The organism is Actinoplanes sp. 13, assembly GCF_056134165.1.
Window position 1 is genome coordinate 78278 of record NZ_JBVYOQ010000003.1, and the last position, 13833, is coordinate 92110.

Below are 13833 nucleotides of genomic sequence, written 5' to 3' on the forward strand. Positions count from 1 at the left end.
CCGCCGGGGCGTGGTTATTCACGCCCCGGCGGGCCCTGTCAGGCCACCGTGGCCGGGAATCTCTCCCAGACCCGGTGTGCGGCCATCAGCTGCTGCACGGCCGGGAAGACGGTGCTTCCCTCGCCGGACACGACGCCGGGCGTACCGGCCACGCCGGCCGCCTCGAGGACCGCGTTCCCGGCTCCCCAGGCGCCGATCGCCTTGGCGTGCCGCCAGCACTCCTGGACCATCAGGATCACCCGGGGGTCGATCGCGGCGGTGCCGGGCGCGCCGGCCTTCTCGTCGCGGCCGGGCAGCGCGTCGGGCGCCGGCGCCGGGGCGCCGGCCACGATCAGCGCGTCGTACTCGACCGACCGGCCGGTGGCGAAGGTCCGCTGCACCGGCATCCCGCCGACTGTGCCGCCGTGCGGGGCGATCAGCAGCGGGACCATGCCGGCCGCGAACACCGCCCGGCGCACCGACTCGACGTCGCTGTCCAGCGCCTGCGGGTCCACCACGATGCCGACCATCCGGCCGTCACCCGGCCACTGCCGCCCGATCTGGGAGAGCACCGGGCTGGGCGTCACGTCGGCGAGCGGCACGGTCGGCTCCGGCACGGGCAGGCCGAGACCGGTGGCGACCTGCTCGCACAGGATCGGGTCGATGTTGGCCAGGCACTTGAGCTGCCGCTCCTTGATCGCCTGCTCGTAGCACTTGCCGAGCTCGAACGTGTAGGCCCGGATGATGTGCTCCTTCTCCACCGGCGACATGCTCTGCCAGAAGAGGCGGACCTGGCTGTAGTGGTCGTCGAAGGACTGCGGGTTGGCCCGGATCTTCGGCGCCTCGGTGACGGTCACCGGCACGTCGAGGAAGGCGTTCTCCTCGGTCGTGAACGGGTTGCCGCCGTCCAGCGAGTTGGGCCGGTACGGCGCCACCCCGGCGTGCACGGCCTGCTGGTGGAAGCCGTCGCGGAGCATGTCGTTGACCGGCGCGTGCGGCCGGTTGATCGGGATCTGGTGGAAGTTCGGCCCGGCCAGCCGGGTCAGCTGGGTGTCGAGGTACGAGAAGAGCCGCCCCTGCAGCAGCGGGTCGTTCGTCACGTCGATGCCCGGCGGCAGGTGCCCGAGGTGGAACGCCACCTGCTCGACCTCCGCGTGGAAGTTGGTCGGCGTCCGGTTCAGCACCAGCTTGCCGATCGGCTGCACCGGGGCCAGCTCCTCCGGCACGATCTTCGTCGCGTCGAGCAGGTCGATCCCGGCGAACGTCTCCTCCGGGGTGTCCGGGAAGACCTGGATGCCGAGCTCCCACTCCGGGTATGCGCCGGCCTCGATCGCGTCGTAGAGGTCACGGCGGTGGAAGTCGGGGTCGATGCCGTTCAGCATCTGCGCCTCTTCCCAGGCCAGCGAGTGCACCCCGAGCTTCGGCTTCCAGTGGAACTTGACCAGGCTGGTCTCCCCCGCCGCATTGATCATGCGGAAGGTGTGCACCCCGAAGCCCTCCATGTGCCGGTACGACCGCGGGATACCCCGGTCGGACATGTTCCACATGGTGTGGTGCTGCGCCTCGGTGTGCAGCGAGACGAAGTCCCAGAACGTGTCGTGCGCGCTCTGCGCCTGCGGGATCTCCCGGTCCGGGTGCCACTTCGCGGCGTGGATGATGTCCGGGAACTTGATCGCGTCCTGGATGAAGAACACCGGCATGTTGTTGCCGACCAGGTCGAAGGTGCCCTCGTCGGTGTAGAACTTCGTCGCGAAACCACGGGTGTCGCGCACCGTGTCGGCCGAGCCGCGGGACCCCAGCACCGTGGAGAACCGCACGAAGACCTGGGTCTCCTTGCCCTTGGCCAGGAAACCGGCCTTGGTCACGCTGTCCGCGGTGCCGTACCCGGTGAACGTTCCGTGCGCGCCGGCGCCGCGGGCGTGCACCACCCGCTCCGGGATCCGCTCGTGGTCGAAGTGCGTGATTTTCTCGCGGAAGTGGTGGTCCTGCAGCAGGACCGGGCCGCGCGGGCCGGCCTTCAGCGAGTGGTCGGTGTCGCGCAGCCGGGCACCCTGCGCGGTGGTCAGATACTTACCCTGCTGCGAGTGGGTCGGCGCGGGCAGCCCGGTCTCCGCCCCGGTGGGCGTGCGGGTGTCCGGCGTGCCCTGCTCCCGCTTCGGGGGAAGCGGCTCCTTGGGCGTGGTCGGCTCGTCGATAGTGGGGGTGCCACTGCCCGGTGAGCCGGGAACCCGGTCGCTGAGACTCTCCGCGATCTCGGTGACCTTGTCGGCCGCCGCCCCCACAGCGTCCTTGATCGCCTTTCCGGCCTTGGCGCTGTCCATCCTCGGTAAGCCTCCTGAGCAACTCGACGTTGAGTCCGCTCGGGTACCCGCTCGATGCCGGACATAACGCTCGATCGACACCGGGTTTCGCTCACCCTTGCAGCGCGCTCCCTCTTTCCCCCTTATTTCGTACGATTCATGACAAGTCCCGCGCTACCCCGCGATCCGCTGCCAACTCCAGGCCGCAGCGCGCCCGCCGGGCTGAAGTCCTCGGTCACGCTCACCCCCATTCCAGTGTGTGAAGTTGAGGTGCGATTCGAACCCCAACTTCACACACAGGTCCGGCGCCGGCGGGTGGGCGGCCGGGCCATGTCGCCATTCCAGTGTGTGAAGTTGGGGTGCGAATCGGACCCCAACTTCACACGCAGGTCAGGTGCGGGCGGTCAGGGCGGTCAGGTCTGTGCCGGGCTCGAGGGCGCCGTACTCGAGGCTGCGGCCGGCGCCGAGCCGGGCGGCCACGAAGGCGTCCGACACGGCGACCGGAGCCTGGCGGATCAGGACGGCGGCCTGCAACGCGAGCGCCAGCGCCTCCACCAGCCGGCGGGCGGTGCCGGCCGCGGCCACCGGGTCGGCGGCGGCCCGGCCGATCAGCTCGCGGGTCCGCTCGACGTGGGCGTCATAGGCGGGGTGCACGCCGAGAGCCGGCGCCAGCTCCTCGTCGAAGGCCTGCACCGAGTCCGGTTCCCGGGCCATCGCGCGCAGCACGTCCAGCGCGATCACGTTGCCCGAGCCCTCCCAGACCGCCATCACCGGCTGCTCCCGGTAGCGGCGGGCCAGCGGGAAGCTCTCCGTGTAGCCGTTGCCGCCCAGGCACTCCAGCGCCTCGTACGCGTGGTTGGGCCCGCGCTTGCACACCCAGTACTTCCCGACCGCGGTCGCCAGCCGGCGGAAGGCCACCGACTGCGCGTCGTCGCTGTCGTACGCCGCGGCCAGCCGCAGCGCCGTCCACGTCGCGGCCTCCGCCTCCAGCTGGAGGTCGGCGAGCACCGCGGTCATCGCCGGCTGGTCGATCAGCAGGGCGCCGAACGCGCTGCGGTGCCGGACGTGCCAGGCCGCCTCGGCGACCGACTGGCGCATCCCGGCCGCGCTGCCGAGCACGCAGTCCAGGCGGGTCTGGGCGACCATCTCGATGATGGTCCGCACGCCCCGGCCCTGTTCGCCGAGCAGCCATCCGGCGGTGCCGTCCAGCTCGACCTCGGACGAGGCGTTGGACTTGTTGCCGAGCTTGTCCTTGAGCCGCTGGATCCGGAAGACGTTGCGCCCGCCGCCGGGCAGGATCCGGGGCACCAGGAAGCAGGAGAGCCCGCCGGGCGCCTGGGCGAGCACCAGGAAGGCGTCCGACTGCGGCGCCGAGCAGAACCACTTGTGCCCGGTCAGCCGCCACGTCCCGTCGCCGGCGTCGATCGCACGGGTGCTGTTGGCGCGTACGTCCGAACCGCCTTGTTTCTCGGTCATCGCCATGCCGAAGATCGCCGAAGTCTTGGCCCGCGGGTCCCGCAGCTCCGGGTCGTAGAAGCGGGAGTAGACGCGCGGCAGCCACTCCCCGGCCAGCTCGGGCGTGAACCGCAGCGACGGCACCACCGCGTGGGTCATGCTCACCGGGCACGCGTGGCCCGGCTCGACCTGGGCGAACAGCATGAACGTGGCGGCCCGGGCGACGTGCGCGCCGGGCTGCGGTGCGGCCCAGCAGCTGGTGTGCGCGCCGTGCTCGATCGCCGCGCCGATCACCCGGTGGTACGCCGGATGGAACTCCACGTCGTCGGCCCGGTTGCCCCACCGGTCGTGGCTGTGGAACACAGGCAGGTGCTGGTTCGCCAGCTCCGCGTCCCGCTGGAAGCCGGGCTGCCCGACGAGCGCGCCGACCCGGGTCAGGTCGCCGGCCGCCCAGCCCGCGCCGTACCGCTGCACGGCCTCGGTGAGCGCCGGGTTCGCCAGGTACTCGTTGATCGACGTCCGCGGCGGCGCCTGGTTGACGACCTCGTGCGTGGCTGTCATCGCTTCTCCCTCAACAGGAATCCGAGGTCCTCGTGGACGGCTGCGGTCGCTGCGGCGCGGGCGGCGCACAGCACCGTCTGGTCGCGTTCGAGCCGGCCCGGGCCGCGCGCTCATCAGGCCGCTCCCAGCGCGCGGAAGCAGAACAGGCGGATGCCCTCGATGACCCGGGCCTGTTCCTCGGGCGACGGCCCCGGGCTGTCCGGGCGGATCCACCCGACCAGGGCCTCGGAGACGGCGCCCATCACCGCGGAGGCCGCCAGCCGCGCGTCCTGCGGCAGGAACACGCCGCCGGCCAGGCCGTCGGCGATGATCTGCTCCCCGATGTCGGTGTACGACCCGCGGTAGACCAGGCGTTCCGCCTCGACCGCCGGGCAAGGAGTGAAGCACGGTTCACATCATCGAGGCAACCCGCCCCGGCGCGGGTCAGCCGGCCGCCTTCCGGACCAGCTCGGCGATCCGGGCCTCGGCCTCGTCGGTCAGTTCCACCAGCGCGAACGCGGTCGGCCACATCACACCGTCGTCCAGCCGCGCCGGATCGTTGAAGCCGAACGTCGCGTACCGGCTCTTGAACTTCTCAGCGGCCTGGAAGAAGCAAACGATCTTGCCGTTCCTGGCGTAACCCGGCATTCCGTACCACAGCTTCGGGGTGAGCCCGGGCGCGTGCTCCTTGACGACGGCGTGGATCCGCTCGGCCATCTTCCGGTCCGCGGCCGGCATCTCGGCGATCTTCGCCAGCTGGTCCGCCTCGTCGTCGGCCGGCGTGCGCCTGCCGGGGCGCGCGGCCTTACGGACCTCGTCGGCACGCTCCTTCATGGCGGCCCGTTCCTCGGCGGTGAAGTTCTCGGCCATCGGGGTTCCCCTTTCGGTTCCGGTCTGCTGACAGCTTCGCCCGCCGGCGGCACCGAGGGCATCCGTGCCCACCACGGAGACGACCACGGATTCCGGGCCGGAACGGGCACGCGGACGGCGTACCGGACGAGAGGTCAGACCTCGGGCCGCCCGGCCGGCAGAAAGCGGGTCAGGCCGCTGATCCCGCCGCCGGCCGTGGTGAGCACGACGAGACCGGCCGGGCTGCCGCCGAGAAGAACGCCGAAGGCGGGCTGATTGTTCGCCCGGGTGGGTTCGAGTGCTATCGGGTGCTCGCCGCGGAAGGTCGCGCTGGCCCGCAGGAACGCCGCGATCGACGCCCGCCCGTGGTATTCGTGCGGCGCCGGCGGCATGCTGAGCCACGCATCGTCGGTGAGCAGCGCGACCACCCGGTCCACGTCGCCGGCCGTGAACGCCTCGGCGAACGCGCCGGTCAGCCTCGTCCCGTCGGCCGCGGAGTGCCGGCCCGGCCCGTCGACGGCCGCCCGGGCCCGTTGCAGGGCGCCCTTCACCGCGGTCTCGGTGCTGCCGAGCATGCGCGCCACCTCGGCGCCGGAGAAGCCGAGCACGTCGCGCAGGCAGGACGGGCAAGGGGCACGCATGATCACCCTGAAGGCCCTCGTTGTCGGCTGCTCCCGGAAACCGTCCCCGCCCCGTCGAGCTCGGAGCTGCTCGGCCGGGAGGTGCTCGCCGCCCTCGCCGACCACGACGTGGACGGCGAGGTGGTGCGGATCGCCGACCACCGCGTCACGTTCGGGGTGTCCACCGACGAGGGTGACGGCGACGAGTGGCCGGCCGTCCGCGGCAGGCTGCGGCGATGCGGGGTGTGGACTATCAGGACGCCGGCCGGAACCGGACACCACCGGTAAGGCCACCGTCACCCTCGCCACGAACGTGGCACACCTGGCCCGTCTGCTGGCCGCACAGCCGTACCCGGCCGGGTAGCGTGTCGGAATGGATCGTGTAATCGTGATCGGCGGACACGGCAGGGTGGCCCGGCTGCTCCTGCCGCTGCTCGTCGCATCCGGACGTCAGGTGACCGCGCTGTTCCGCAACCCCGAGCACTCGGCGGAGGTCGCGGAGACCGGCGCCACCCCGCTGGCCGTCGACGTCGAGCGGGCGGGCATCGACGATCTGGCGCCGATCCTCGCCGACCACGACGCGATCGTCTGGGCCGCCGGGGCCGGCGGCGGCAACCCCGCCCGGACGTACGCGGTGGACCGTGACGCCGCGATCCGCTCCATGGAGGCGGCCGCGGTCGTCGGCACCCGCCGGTACGTGATGGTGTCCTACTTCGGGGCGCGGACCGACCACGGCATCAGCCCGGACAACCCCTTCTTCGCGTACGCGGAGGCGAAGGCCGCCGCCGACGAGCACCTGACGGCGTCCTCGCTGGACTGGACGATCCTCGCCCCCAGCCGCCTCATCGACGAGCCGCCCACCGGCCGCATCGAGACCGCCGGGCAGGGCGCGACGGCGGGCTCGGTGAGCCGGGCCGACGTCGCCGCGGTGATCGTCCGGGCGCTGGACGACCCGGCCACGATCGGGCGGACGATCCGCTTCAACGGCGGCGCCACCCCGATCACCGAGGCCCTCCGCGACTGACACCGGTCCGGCGCTGCACCGCGATCACCTGCCTTCTCCCCGCCGCGGCGCGACCGCCGTCCAGCGTGTGAAGTTGAGGTGCGAATCGAACCCCGACTTCACACACGAGTCGAGCGCCAGCCCGACGCAGTGTGCCGTATGTCGGCCGGCCCGCAGAGGCGGGACCCTGTGCCCTGTTCCTCCGGCCCGAAAGGGCGTCTGATGGGAGGCGGAGGTGACCGGCCATGTCAGAACGGATCATCGTTGGCTATGACGGGTCGGACGGCGCGCGCGCTGCCCTGGCCTGGGCGCTGGACGAGGCGGGCCGGCGGGAGGCGACCGTCGAGGTCGTGCATGCCGACGATCTGCCGGAGTGGGCGCCCGCGGGGGGCCTGACGCCGTGCGCCGCGGCGCGGCCGGAGGGCTACGACGAGCTTCTGGCCGGCATGGTGGAGCGGGTGGTGTCCGGGGCCGCGAAGACCCATCCGCTGGTGAACGTGACCGCCGAGGTTCTGCGCGCGCATCCGTCCACCGCGCTGGTGGACCGGTCGGCGGGCGCCGCGCTGCTGGTGATCGGCGGGCGCGGGCACAGCCTGGTGGCCGGGCTTCTCGGCTCGGTGGCCTGTTCGGTCAGCGCACACGCCCACTGCCCGGTCGTCGTGGTCCGCGACGAGACGGACGCGGCCGGCCCGGCGACGACCGAGAGGCGGGCGACAGCCGGAACGGAACCTGGACCGGTGCCGGCCGGATCGGGAGCGGGGCCGGTGGTGGCCGGTGTGGACAGTTCGCCGCAGGCCGCGAAGGTGCTCGAGTTCGCCGCCGAACTGGCCGCCGAGCGTAAGGCCCCGCTGCGGGTGATCCGCACCTGGCCGCCGGTGAACGGGCTCTGGGAGGCGAACGCCCCGGCACGCCGGGCGGTGACCGCGCGGGAACGCGAGCCGTTCGACGCGCTGGTGGCCGCCCTGCGGGAGAACCACCCCGACCTGGAGATCACGGCCGAGGCCGCTGTGCAGCGCCCGGGAGTTGCCCTCGACGAGGCCGGCGCCGGGGCCCAACTGGTGGTGGTCGGCAGCCGGGGCCACGGCGCGATGCGAGGGCTGCTGCTCGGGTCGGTCAGCCGGCATCTGCTGCGGCGCTGCCCGTGCACGGTGGCAGTGGTTCACGGCCTCAACTGAGGCTGCTTGCGGCCGGGGACCCGATCCGGTGCAGGGTGCCGTCCGGGTCGACGTCGGCGAACTCGCGCAGCCCGTACGCCGTGTCCCCGACCCGGCCGAGGCGCCCCGGCGGGCCGGCGCGGGCCACTCGGCGTGCAGCCCGCCGGCCGCCTGCCACGACCCTGGTTTTCCGAAGGACCGGAAAGGGCAGACATCTTGGCACGACGATATGAGGAGGTCTGAGAACGATGGCTGACAGTGACCGCGAGGTTAACCGCAGCGCCCGCAGTGGTCGGTTCGTGAAGGAGAGCACCGCCGAGCGCGACCCGAAGCACACGTCGACCGAACACGTCGGCGGGGACAAGGGCGACCACGAGGTGAACCGCAGCACGAGCACCGGCCGCTTCGTCACGAAGACCACCGCGGAACTGCACCCCTCCACCACGGAGACCCAGCACGTCTGAGGCGTCACCCGAGCCGCCCGCCGCGTTCGTGGTGGGCGGCTTCGCCGTTCCCGGGGCGCTCAGCGCGACACCGATCAGCCCGGCATGATGCGGAAGACGGGGAAGCCCGGAGCCGCGGCGACGACGTCGGCCTCGGGCGAGTCGGCTTTCAGGCCGTCGAAGAAGGCGCCGGTCTCCCAGGCCCATTTGCGCAGGTAGAGCCGGATCAGCGGAGGCTTGTCGGCGTCCGCCACCTCGACCGGGACGAACCGTTCCCGGCGCCGGCCGAGCCGGAGCTCGCCCTCGCCGGCGGCCCGCAGGTTGCGGACCCACTGGGTGTGGCCGCGCGGGGCGAGCAGATAGCGCTCGCCGTCGTGGGTGAACAAGTTGACCACTGTGGTGCGGACCTCGCCGCTCTTGCGGCCGCGGACCGCGAGGACCCGGCTGCCGAGCAGGCTGATGCCCCGGGCGGTGAGCCATTTGGCGGCCTCGTTGAAGGCGTTCGTTGCGGTTTTCGGGGCCAGGTAGCGCATGCCGACTCCTTTGCGAGCAGTGTTCTCTGTGAGGAACAGTGAACACTTACGGTCGCTCTCAGTCAAGAGCAGTGCTCTCAATTGGGCCGTGGGGTCAACAGCCGACGGGCGAACCGGGCCTCGGCCACTGCCGCGGCGTGCACGACCGCCGGCAGCGTCACGGCGAACAGGACCGCTACGAAGAGGTAGAAGACGGCCGCCGTCGAGTACGAGACGTCGATGAACCCGAACAATTCCGGCTCCGCGGGCAGCGCCCATCCCCACAGCGACCACGTCACGCCACCGAGCACCCCGGCCCACCAGGTCGCGACGAAGCAGAACCCGGCAGTGCTGGGTACGACCCGGAGCACCGCGTGCGCCAGATCGCGCCACGACTGCGCATCGATGAGGACGCCTGCTCTGCCCGTACGATAGCGGGGCTGGAAAGCCGGTCCGTCCAGAACCCGGGCCAGGCGCTCCCGCTCCGCGTCGGCGAAGCCGCGCGCCATCAGCAACGTCGCCAGCAGAATCGGCACGCCGGCCCAGATCACCGCCAGGCCGAGGCCGAGGGCAAGGCCGGCCACGCAGACCACCATGGTGGCCAGACCGAGCGGAAATCCGGTGAGGACGTAACGGGTGTCCGGCCCCAGCCGCGACAGGAACCGGGTGGCCGGGGCGGGCGTGAGCGGCACATCGAGGTGGGTCGTCGTCATGCTTCGACGCTAGGCAACGGCGCTCCCCCGGCCGATACCGCGAGCCCGCCGATCGAGGGTAGTGCTAGCCCTACCGGAACCGGGAAGAGCGTAAAGCACCAGCCTACGCTGCGCATTCCATTTCGTCGTAATATTGGGCGAGAACACCTGATCGGGCGAAACCCATCGCTTAGGGTGGCAAACATGACTTCCCGGTTCGCCGATCTCAGCGTCAAGACCAAGATCCTAGGTGCGGTCGCTCTGGCCGCGCTGGTCGCGCTGATCGTCGGCGTCAACGGCCTCACGGGGCTCAGCTCCACGAGCGAGTCGGCGCAGCTGATCTACCGCAGCAACGTCGCCGGTATCAAGGCCGTCGCTCTGATCAGGACCATCGTGACGCAGGCCCGCTTGGACGTCACCAACCAAGCGATCTCGCCCGATAAGGCGACGACAGACAGATACGCTCAGGCGTTCGGCAAGGACGCGGAGGCCTTCGAAGCCGCGATGGCGGCGTACCGCGGCAGCTTCCCCGCCGGCGACCGGGACATCATCGACCAGGTCGACGCACAGTGGCAGGCCTACGTGACTGTCGTCCGGGAGAAACTGTTCCCCCTCGGTGAGCGCAACGCCATCCCCGAGTGGAACGCCGTCCGCAACGCCGAGGCGCTGCCGATCGCCGAGAAGATACAGGCGGACATCGCCGAACTCGACCGGACCGAGACCGCGGACGCCGCGAAGAACGCCGACGCCGCGAAGTCCACCTACGAGTCGATCCGGACCATCTCGCTGATCATCCTGATCGTCGGCCTGCTGCTGGCGCTGGCCGTCGGCCTGCTGGTCGCCACCCGGATCGTCCGCTCCCTCGCCGCGGTGCAGGACGTCTGCGAGGCGCTGGCACAGGGCGACCTCACCCACCGGACCGGCTTGACCGCCAACGACGAGACCGGGCGGATGGGCCGGTCGCTCGACGCCGCGACCGTCTCGCTGCGCGACACCGTCGTGACCATCGAGGGTTCGGCCACCTCCTTGGCCGGCGCCAGCGAGGAGATGACCAGCACCGCTGCGCAGATCGCCGGCTCGGCCCAGGACGCCGCGCTCCAGTCGCAGTCGGTCTCGAGCGCCGCCGAGGAGATCTCACGTAGCGTGGACACCGTCTCCGCCGGCAGCGAGGAGATGGGCGCGTCGATCCGGGAGATCTCGCAGAACGCCAGCGAGGCGGCCCAGGTCGCCGCCGAGGCGGTCAGCCTGGCCTCCGAGACGTCGGCCACGATGAACAAGCTCGGTGAGTCCTCGGCCGAGATCGGCAACGTGATCAAGGTGATCACCTCGATCGCCGAGCAGACAAACCTGCTCGCCCTGAACGCGACGATCGAGGCGGCCCGCGCGGGCGACGCCGGCAAGGGGTTCGCGGTGGTCGCGTCGGAGGTCAAGGACCTGGCCCAGGAGACGGCCCGGGCCACCGAGGACATCTCCCGGCGGGTGGAGACCATCCAGGCGGACACCGAGGGCGCGGTCCACGCGATCGAGCGGATCTCCGAGGTGATCGGCCGGATCAGCGACTTCCAGACCACGATCGCCTCGGCCGTCGAGGAGCAGACCGCGACGACGGCCGAGATGAACCGCAGCGTCACCGAGGCGGCCACCGGCACCGGGGACATCTCGCGCAGCATCACCGGAGTGGCGCAGTCGGCGGAGAGCACCAGCCGCGGCGTCGCCGAGACCCAGCAGGCCATCGCCGAACTGGCCCGGATGTCGACCGACCTGAACACGCTGGTCGCCCGCTTCCGCGTCTGACGCCGGTCCGCCGGCCTTTCCTCGTCACCGTCGCCGCCCTATAGTCGGGTCCGACTATTAGGAGGCGAGTGATTCCCATGGCGCGACGGAAGGTCTCGAACACGCTGGCGCTGGCCGTGCTGGGCCTGCTCCAGGAGAAGTCGATGCACCCCTACGAGATGGCCGCCACGCTGCGCGAGCGGGGCAAGGACACCAGCTTCAAAATCACCACCGGATCGCTGTACGACACGGTGGCGTCCCTCGTCCGGATTGAGTGGATCAGTCCGGTGGAGACGGTGCGCGACGGCCGGCGCCCCGAGCGGACCGTCTACACCACCACCGCGACCGGGCAGGACGAGTTCGTCCGGTGGGTGGACGAGCTGATCCGCACCCCTGCCGCGGAGTACCCGAAGTTCATGGCCGCGGTCTCCTATCTCGGGGCGCTGGGACCGGACCGCGCGGTCGCGGCGCTCGACGAGCGCGCCGGCCACCTGGCGCGGCAGATCGAGGAGACCCGGCAGATGCTCGGCGAGACGGTCGGCGCCGGCGTGCTCCCCCGGCTCTTCATGATCGAAGCGGAGTACGCGCTGCACGTCAGCGAGGCGGAGCACGCCTGGACGGTGCAGGCCCGTGACGAGATCCGGGACGGGACACTCTCCTGGCCCGACGTGGAACGGACCGCCGACGGATGGACCTGGAAGGCCGGCTCATGATCGACGTGTTGATCGCGGGCGCCGGGCCGGCGGGGCTCATGCTCGCCTGCGAGCTGCGACTGGCCGGGGTCGGGGTCGTGGTGGTGGAACGGGACGAGGAACGGCCGGACCACTGTCGCGGGTTCACGCTGAACGCCCGCTCCCTGGACCTGCTGGCGCGCCGCGGGCTCGCCGGGCCGCTGATCGCCTCGGGCTGGCAGGCGCCCCAGGCCCCGTTCACGTCCCTGCCGGTGACGCTCGGGCTGGCGGGGGCGTGCACCGATCACCCGTACACGCTGGGGATCCCGCAGACCCTGGTGGAGGAGTTCCTGGAGGAGCGGGCCATCGCCCTCGGGGCCGAGATCCGGCGCGGGCGGGAGCTGACCGCCCTCGACGTGACGGCCGGCCCGGTCGTCGCCACGGTCGGCGGGGACCGGCTCCAGGCGTCGTACGTCGTCGGCTGCGACGGTGGCCGCAGCACTGTGCGCAAGCAGGCCGGGATCGCGTTCCCAGGGACCGCTGCGACCCGGCACTCCCTGCTCGGGGACGTGGAACTGGCCGACCCGGACGCCCTGTCGTTCGGGACGACCACCGGCCCCGGGGGCGCGGTGCTCACCATCCCGCGGCCCGGACACGTCCGGGTGATCGCCGACGACCCGGATCCCGGCGTGCCGGCCACACTGGACGGGTTGCGCGCCGCGGTGGAGCGGGCCCTGGGGCGGCGCGTGGAGCTGGTCGCACCGCGATGGGTGACCCGGTTCGGCAACGCGGCGCGGCAGGCCGAACGCTACGTCAGCGGGCGCGTGCTGCTGGCCGGGGACGCCGCGCACATCCACCCGCCGGCGGGCGCGATCGGCGTGAACGTGGCCCTCGACGACGCGATCAACCTGGGCTGGAAACTGGCGGCGACGGTGCACGGGACGGCGCCCGGCCACCTGCTGGAGACGTACCACACCGAGCGGCACGCCGCGGGTGAGCGGGTGCTGGCCGCCACCCGGGCCCAGGAGTGGCTCGGCACCGCCGGCGACGAGGCACGGCCGCTGCTGGAGTTCCTGACCCGGGTGGCCGGGCACCCGGCGGGCGGGCTGGCGTTCGCCGAGGCGGTGACCGCGCTGGACACCAGATATCCGATGACGCCCGGCGGGGATCATCCGTGGCTCGGGAGGCTCTGTCCCGATCTGCGCCTGTCCGGGCCGGGCGGGGAGACCGATGTGGTCACCGAGCTGACCGGTGGACGGTTCGTGCTGGTCGGCGCTTCACCAGGCCGGTGGGCGGGACAGTTGCGGGCGGTGGAGGCGCCGTCCCCCGAGCTGGGTGCGTTCCTGCTGCGCCCGGACGGGCATCTCGCCTGGGTCGCACGCGGCGCGGACGACCGTCCGGACGAGGCGCTGCGTCACTGGCTGGGCTCCGCGTAGGCGGACACCCGGGTGCGCAACAGCTCGTACTGGTCGCGGCAGCGCCGTGGCGGGCCGGGTGGACGCTGCTGGGGGACGCCGGCGGTGACCACCTCGCCCGGATGGAACTGGTCGGCGGTGAGATCGACCTCGCGGCCGTCGGGCAGCCGGTTCCAGTAGTGGTGACCGACCTTGACCCCGTCGATGAGCACGTCGCCGAGGACGAGGTCACCGCCCAGCAGGTCATGGACCACCAGCGCGGTGACCCCGCACTGCCCGCGGGCGGGGTTGCCGGGACTCCAGCCGGGCAGGTCGTGGGGGTCGCAGGTGTCGGCGCCCCACGCCGCGCGAAGGAGGGGCCGGAGAAGTTCGACGTCGTCCATGCCGGAAAGTCTGGGCCCTCGACGAGGTCGAGAGTCAACCACGG

At 71.8% G+C, this 13833-nt stretch carries 16 protein-coding genes; 7 read left to right on the forward strand and 9 right to left on the reverse strand.

Features of this window, described 5'->3' with window-relative positions:
- Positions 1 to 38: 38 nt before the first annotated feature.
- From AC0NH5_RS08100 to AC0NH5_RS08120, 5 genes are all read right to left on the reverse strand, one after another.
- Entirely contained in the window at positions 39 to 2300 is a 2262-nt protein-coding gene (locus tag AC0NH5_RS08100) for a catalase (RefSeq protein ID WP_474401510.1), read from the reverse strand.
- A gap of 369 nt (positions 2301 to 2669) precedes the next feature.
- Positions 2670 to 4295 (reverse strand): acyl-CoA dehydrogenase family protein, encoded by a 1626-nt coding sequence (locus AC0NH5_RS08105; RefSeq protein WP_474401512.1) that lies wholly within the window; start codon positions 4293 to 4295, stop codon positions 2670 to 2672.
- 113 nt (positions 4296 to 4408) lie between these two features.
- Positions 4409 to 4579, reverse strand: a complete 171-nt coding sequence (locus AC0NH5_RS08110) for a hypothetical protein (RefSeq protein ID WP_474401514.1) — start codon at positions 4577 to 4579, stop codon at positions 4409 to 4411.
- Between the two features lie 139 nt (positions 4580 to 4718).
- On the reverse strand, positions 4719 to 5144 hold the full coding sequence (locus tag AC0NH5_RS08115; RefSeq protein WP_474401516.1) for an iron chaperone: 426 nt from the start codon (positions 5142 to 5144) through the stop codon (positions 4719 to 4721).
- Between the two features lie 134 nt (positions 5145 to 5278).
- The gene (locus tag AC0NH5_RS08120) at positions 5279 to 5764 is read right to left on the reverse strand and encodes a nuclear transport factor 2 family protein (RefSeq protein ID WP_474401518.1); all 486 of its coding nucleotides are present in this window, start codon (positions 5762 to 5764) and stop codon (positions 5279 to 5281) included.
- A gap of 81 nt (positions 5765 to 5845) precedes the next feature.
- On the opposite strand from AC0NH5_RS08120, the gene AC0NH5_RS08125 reads away from it, so the two are divergent.
- From AC0NH5_RS08125 to AC0NH5_RS08135, 3 genes are all read left to right on the forward strand, one after another.
- Positions 5846 to 6031 carry a hypothetical protein gene (locus AC0NH5_RS08125; protein ID WP_474401520.1) on the forward strand — a complete coding sequence of 62 codons (186 nt, stop codon included), beginning with the start codon at positions 5846 to 5848 and terminating at the stop codon, positions 6029 to 6031.
- Positions 6032 to 6116: 85 nt separating this feature from the next.
- Positions 6117 to 6767 (forward strand): SDR family oxidoreductase, encoded by a 651-nt coding sequence (locus tag AC0NH5_RS08130; protein WP_474401522.1) that lies wholly within the window; start codon positions 6117 to 6119, stop codon positions 6765 to 6767.
- A gap of 224 nt (positions 6768 to 6991) precedes the next feature.
- A complete protein-coding gene (locus tag AC0NH5_RS08135) occupies positions 6992 to 7921 on the forward strand; it encodes a universal stress protein (protein ID WP_474401524.1) in 930 nt (309 codons plus the stop codon).
- Here AC0NH5_RS08135 and AC0NH5_RS08140 read toward each other — a convergent pair.
- Complete coding sequence (locus tag AC0NH5_RS08140) at positions 7914 to 8048, reverse strand: hypothetical protein (protein ID WP_474401526.1); 135 nt, start codon at positions 8046 to 8048, stop codon at positions 7914 to 7916. The genes AC0NH5_RS08135 and AC0NH5_RS08140 overlap by 8 nt on opposite strands.
- Before the next feature lie 100 nt (positions 8049 to 8148).
- Between AC0NH5_RS08140 and AC0NH5_RS08145 the strand changes: the two genes are divergently transcribed.
- Positions 8149 to 8364: a hypothetical protein gene (locus AC0NH5_RS08145; RefSeq protein WP_474401527.1), complete on the forward strand. Its 216-nt coding sequence runs from the start codon at positions 8149 to 8151 to the stop codon at positions 8362 to 8364.
- A 74-nt stretch (positions 8365 to 8438) separates the two neighbouring features.
- Here AC0NH5_RS08145 and AC0NH5_RS08150 read toward each other — a convergent pair whose 3' ends face one another.
- Together AC0NH5_RS08150 and AC0NH5_RS08155 are read right to left on the reverse strand one after the other, a co-directional pair.
- Positions 8439 to 8876, reverse strand: a complete 438-nt coding sequence (locus AC0NH5_RS08150) for a nitroreductase family deazaflavin-dependent oxidoreductase (protein WP_474401529.1) — start codon at positions 8874 to 8876, stop codon at positions 8439 to 8441.
- 77 nt (positions 8877 to 8953) lie between these two features.
- The gene (locus AC0NH5_RS08155; protein WP_474401531.1) at positions 8954 to 9568 is read right to left on the reverse strand and encodes a sensor domain-containing protein; all 615 of its coding nucleotides are present in this window, start codon (positions 9566 to 9568) and stop codon (positions 8954 to 8956) included.
- 183 nt (positions 9569 to 9751) lie between these two features.
- Here AC0NH5_RS08155 and AC0NH5_RS08160 point away from each other — a divergent pair, with 183 nt between their 5' ends.
- From AC0NH5_RS08160 to AC0NH5_RS08170, 3 genes are all read left to right on the forward strand, one after another.
- Positions 9752 to 11341, forward strand: a complete 1590-nt coding sequence (locus AC0NH5_RS08160) for a methyl-accepting chemotaxis protein (protein ID WP_474401533.1) — start codon at positions 9752 to 9754, stop codon at positions 11339 to 11341.
- A gap of 77 nt (positions 11342 to 11418) precedes the next feature.
- Positions 11419 to 12033: a PadR family transcriptional regulator gene (locus AC0NH5_RS08165; protein WP_474401535.1), complete on the forward strand. Its 615-nt coding sequence runs from the start codon at positions 11419 to 11421 to the stop codon at positions 12031 to 12033.
- The gene (locus AC0NH5_RS08170; protein WP_474401537.1) at positions 12030 to 13427 is read left to right on the forward strand and encodes an FAD-dependent monooxygenase; all 1398 of its coding nucleotides are present in this window, start codon (positions 12030 to 12032) and stop codon (positions 13425 to 13427) included. The genes AC0NH5_RS08165 and AC0NH5_RS08170 overlap by 4 nt, the downstream gene beginning before the upstream one ends.
- Here AC0NH5_RS08170 and AC0NH5_RS08175 read toward each other — a convergent pair.
- The gene (locus tag AC0NH5_RS08175; protein ID WP_474401539.1) at positions 13406 to 13789 is read right to left on the reverse strand and encodes a YunG family protein; all 384 of its coding nucleotides are present in this window, start codon (positions 13787 to 13789) and stop codon (positions 13406 to 13408) included. The genes AC0NH5_RS08170 and AC0NH5_RS08175 overlap by 22 nt on opposite strands.
- Between the last annotated feature and the right edge of the window lie 44 nt (positions 13790 to 13833).

Bases quoted from the DNA above. Each gene is read 5' to 3' on its own strand.
- AC0NH5_RS08120 (WP_474401518.1), bottom strand. From the start codon at position 5,764: ATGCGTGCCCCTTGCCCGTCCTGCCTGCGCGACGTGCTCGGCTTCTCC.
- AC0NH5_RS08130 (WP_474401522.1), top strand. From the start codon at position 6,117: ATGGATCGTGTAATCGTGATCGGCGGACACGGCAGGGTGGCCCGGCTG.
- AC0NH5_RS08100 (WP_474401510.1), bottom strand. From the start codon at position 2,300: ATGGACAGCGCCAAGGCCGGAAAGGCGATCAAGGACGCTGTGGGGGCG.
- AC0NH5_RS08145 (WP_474401527.1), top strand. From the start codon at position 8,149: ATGGCTGACAGTGACCGCGAGGTTAACCGCAGCGCCCGCAGTGGTCGG.
- AC0NH5_RS08175 (WP_474401539.1), bottom strand. From the start codon at position 13,789: ATGGACGACGTCGAACTTCTCCGGCCCCTCCTTCGCGCGGCGTGGGGC.
- AC0NH5_RS08160 (WP_474401533.1), top strand. From the start codon at position 9,752: ATGACTTCCCGGTTCGCCGATCTCAGCGTCAAGACCAAGATCCTAGGT.
- AC0NH5_RS08170 (WP_474401537.1), top strand. From the start codon at position 12,030: ATGATCGACGTGTTGATCGCGGGCGCCGGGCCGGCGGGGCTCATGCTC.
- AC0NH5_RS08150 (WP_474401529.1), bottom strand. From the start codon at position 8,876: ATGCGCTACCTGGCCCCGAAAACCGCAACGAACGCCTTCAACGAGGCC.
- AC0NH5_RS08135 (WP_474401524.1), top strand. From the start codon at position 6,992: ATGTCAGAACGGATCATCGTTGGCTATGACGGGTCGGACGGCGCGCGC.
- AC0NH5_RS08115 (WP_474401516.1), bottom strand. From the start codon at position 5,144: ATGGCCGAGAACTTCACCGCCGAGGAACGGGCCGCCATGAAGGAGCGT.
- AC0NH5_RS08105 (WP_474401512.1), bottom strand. From the start codon at position 4,295: ATGACAGCCACGCACGAGGTCGTCAACCAGGCGCCGCCGCGGACGTCG.
- AC0NH5_RS08165 (WP_474401535.1), top strand. From the start codon at position 11,419: ATGGCGCGACGGAAGGTCTCGAACACGCTGGCGCTGGCCGTGCTGGGC.
- AC0NH5_RS08155 (WP_474401531.1), bottom strand. From the start codon at position 9,568: ATGACGACGACCCACCTCGATGTGCCGCTCACGCCCGCCCCGGCCACC.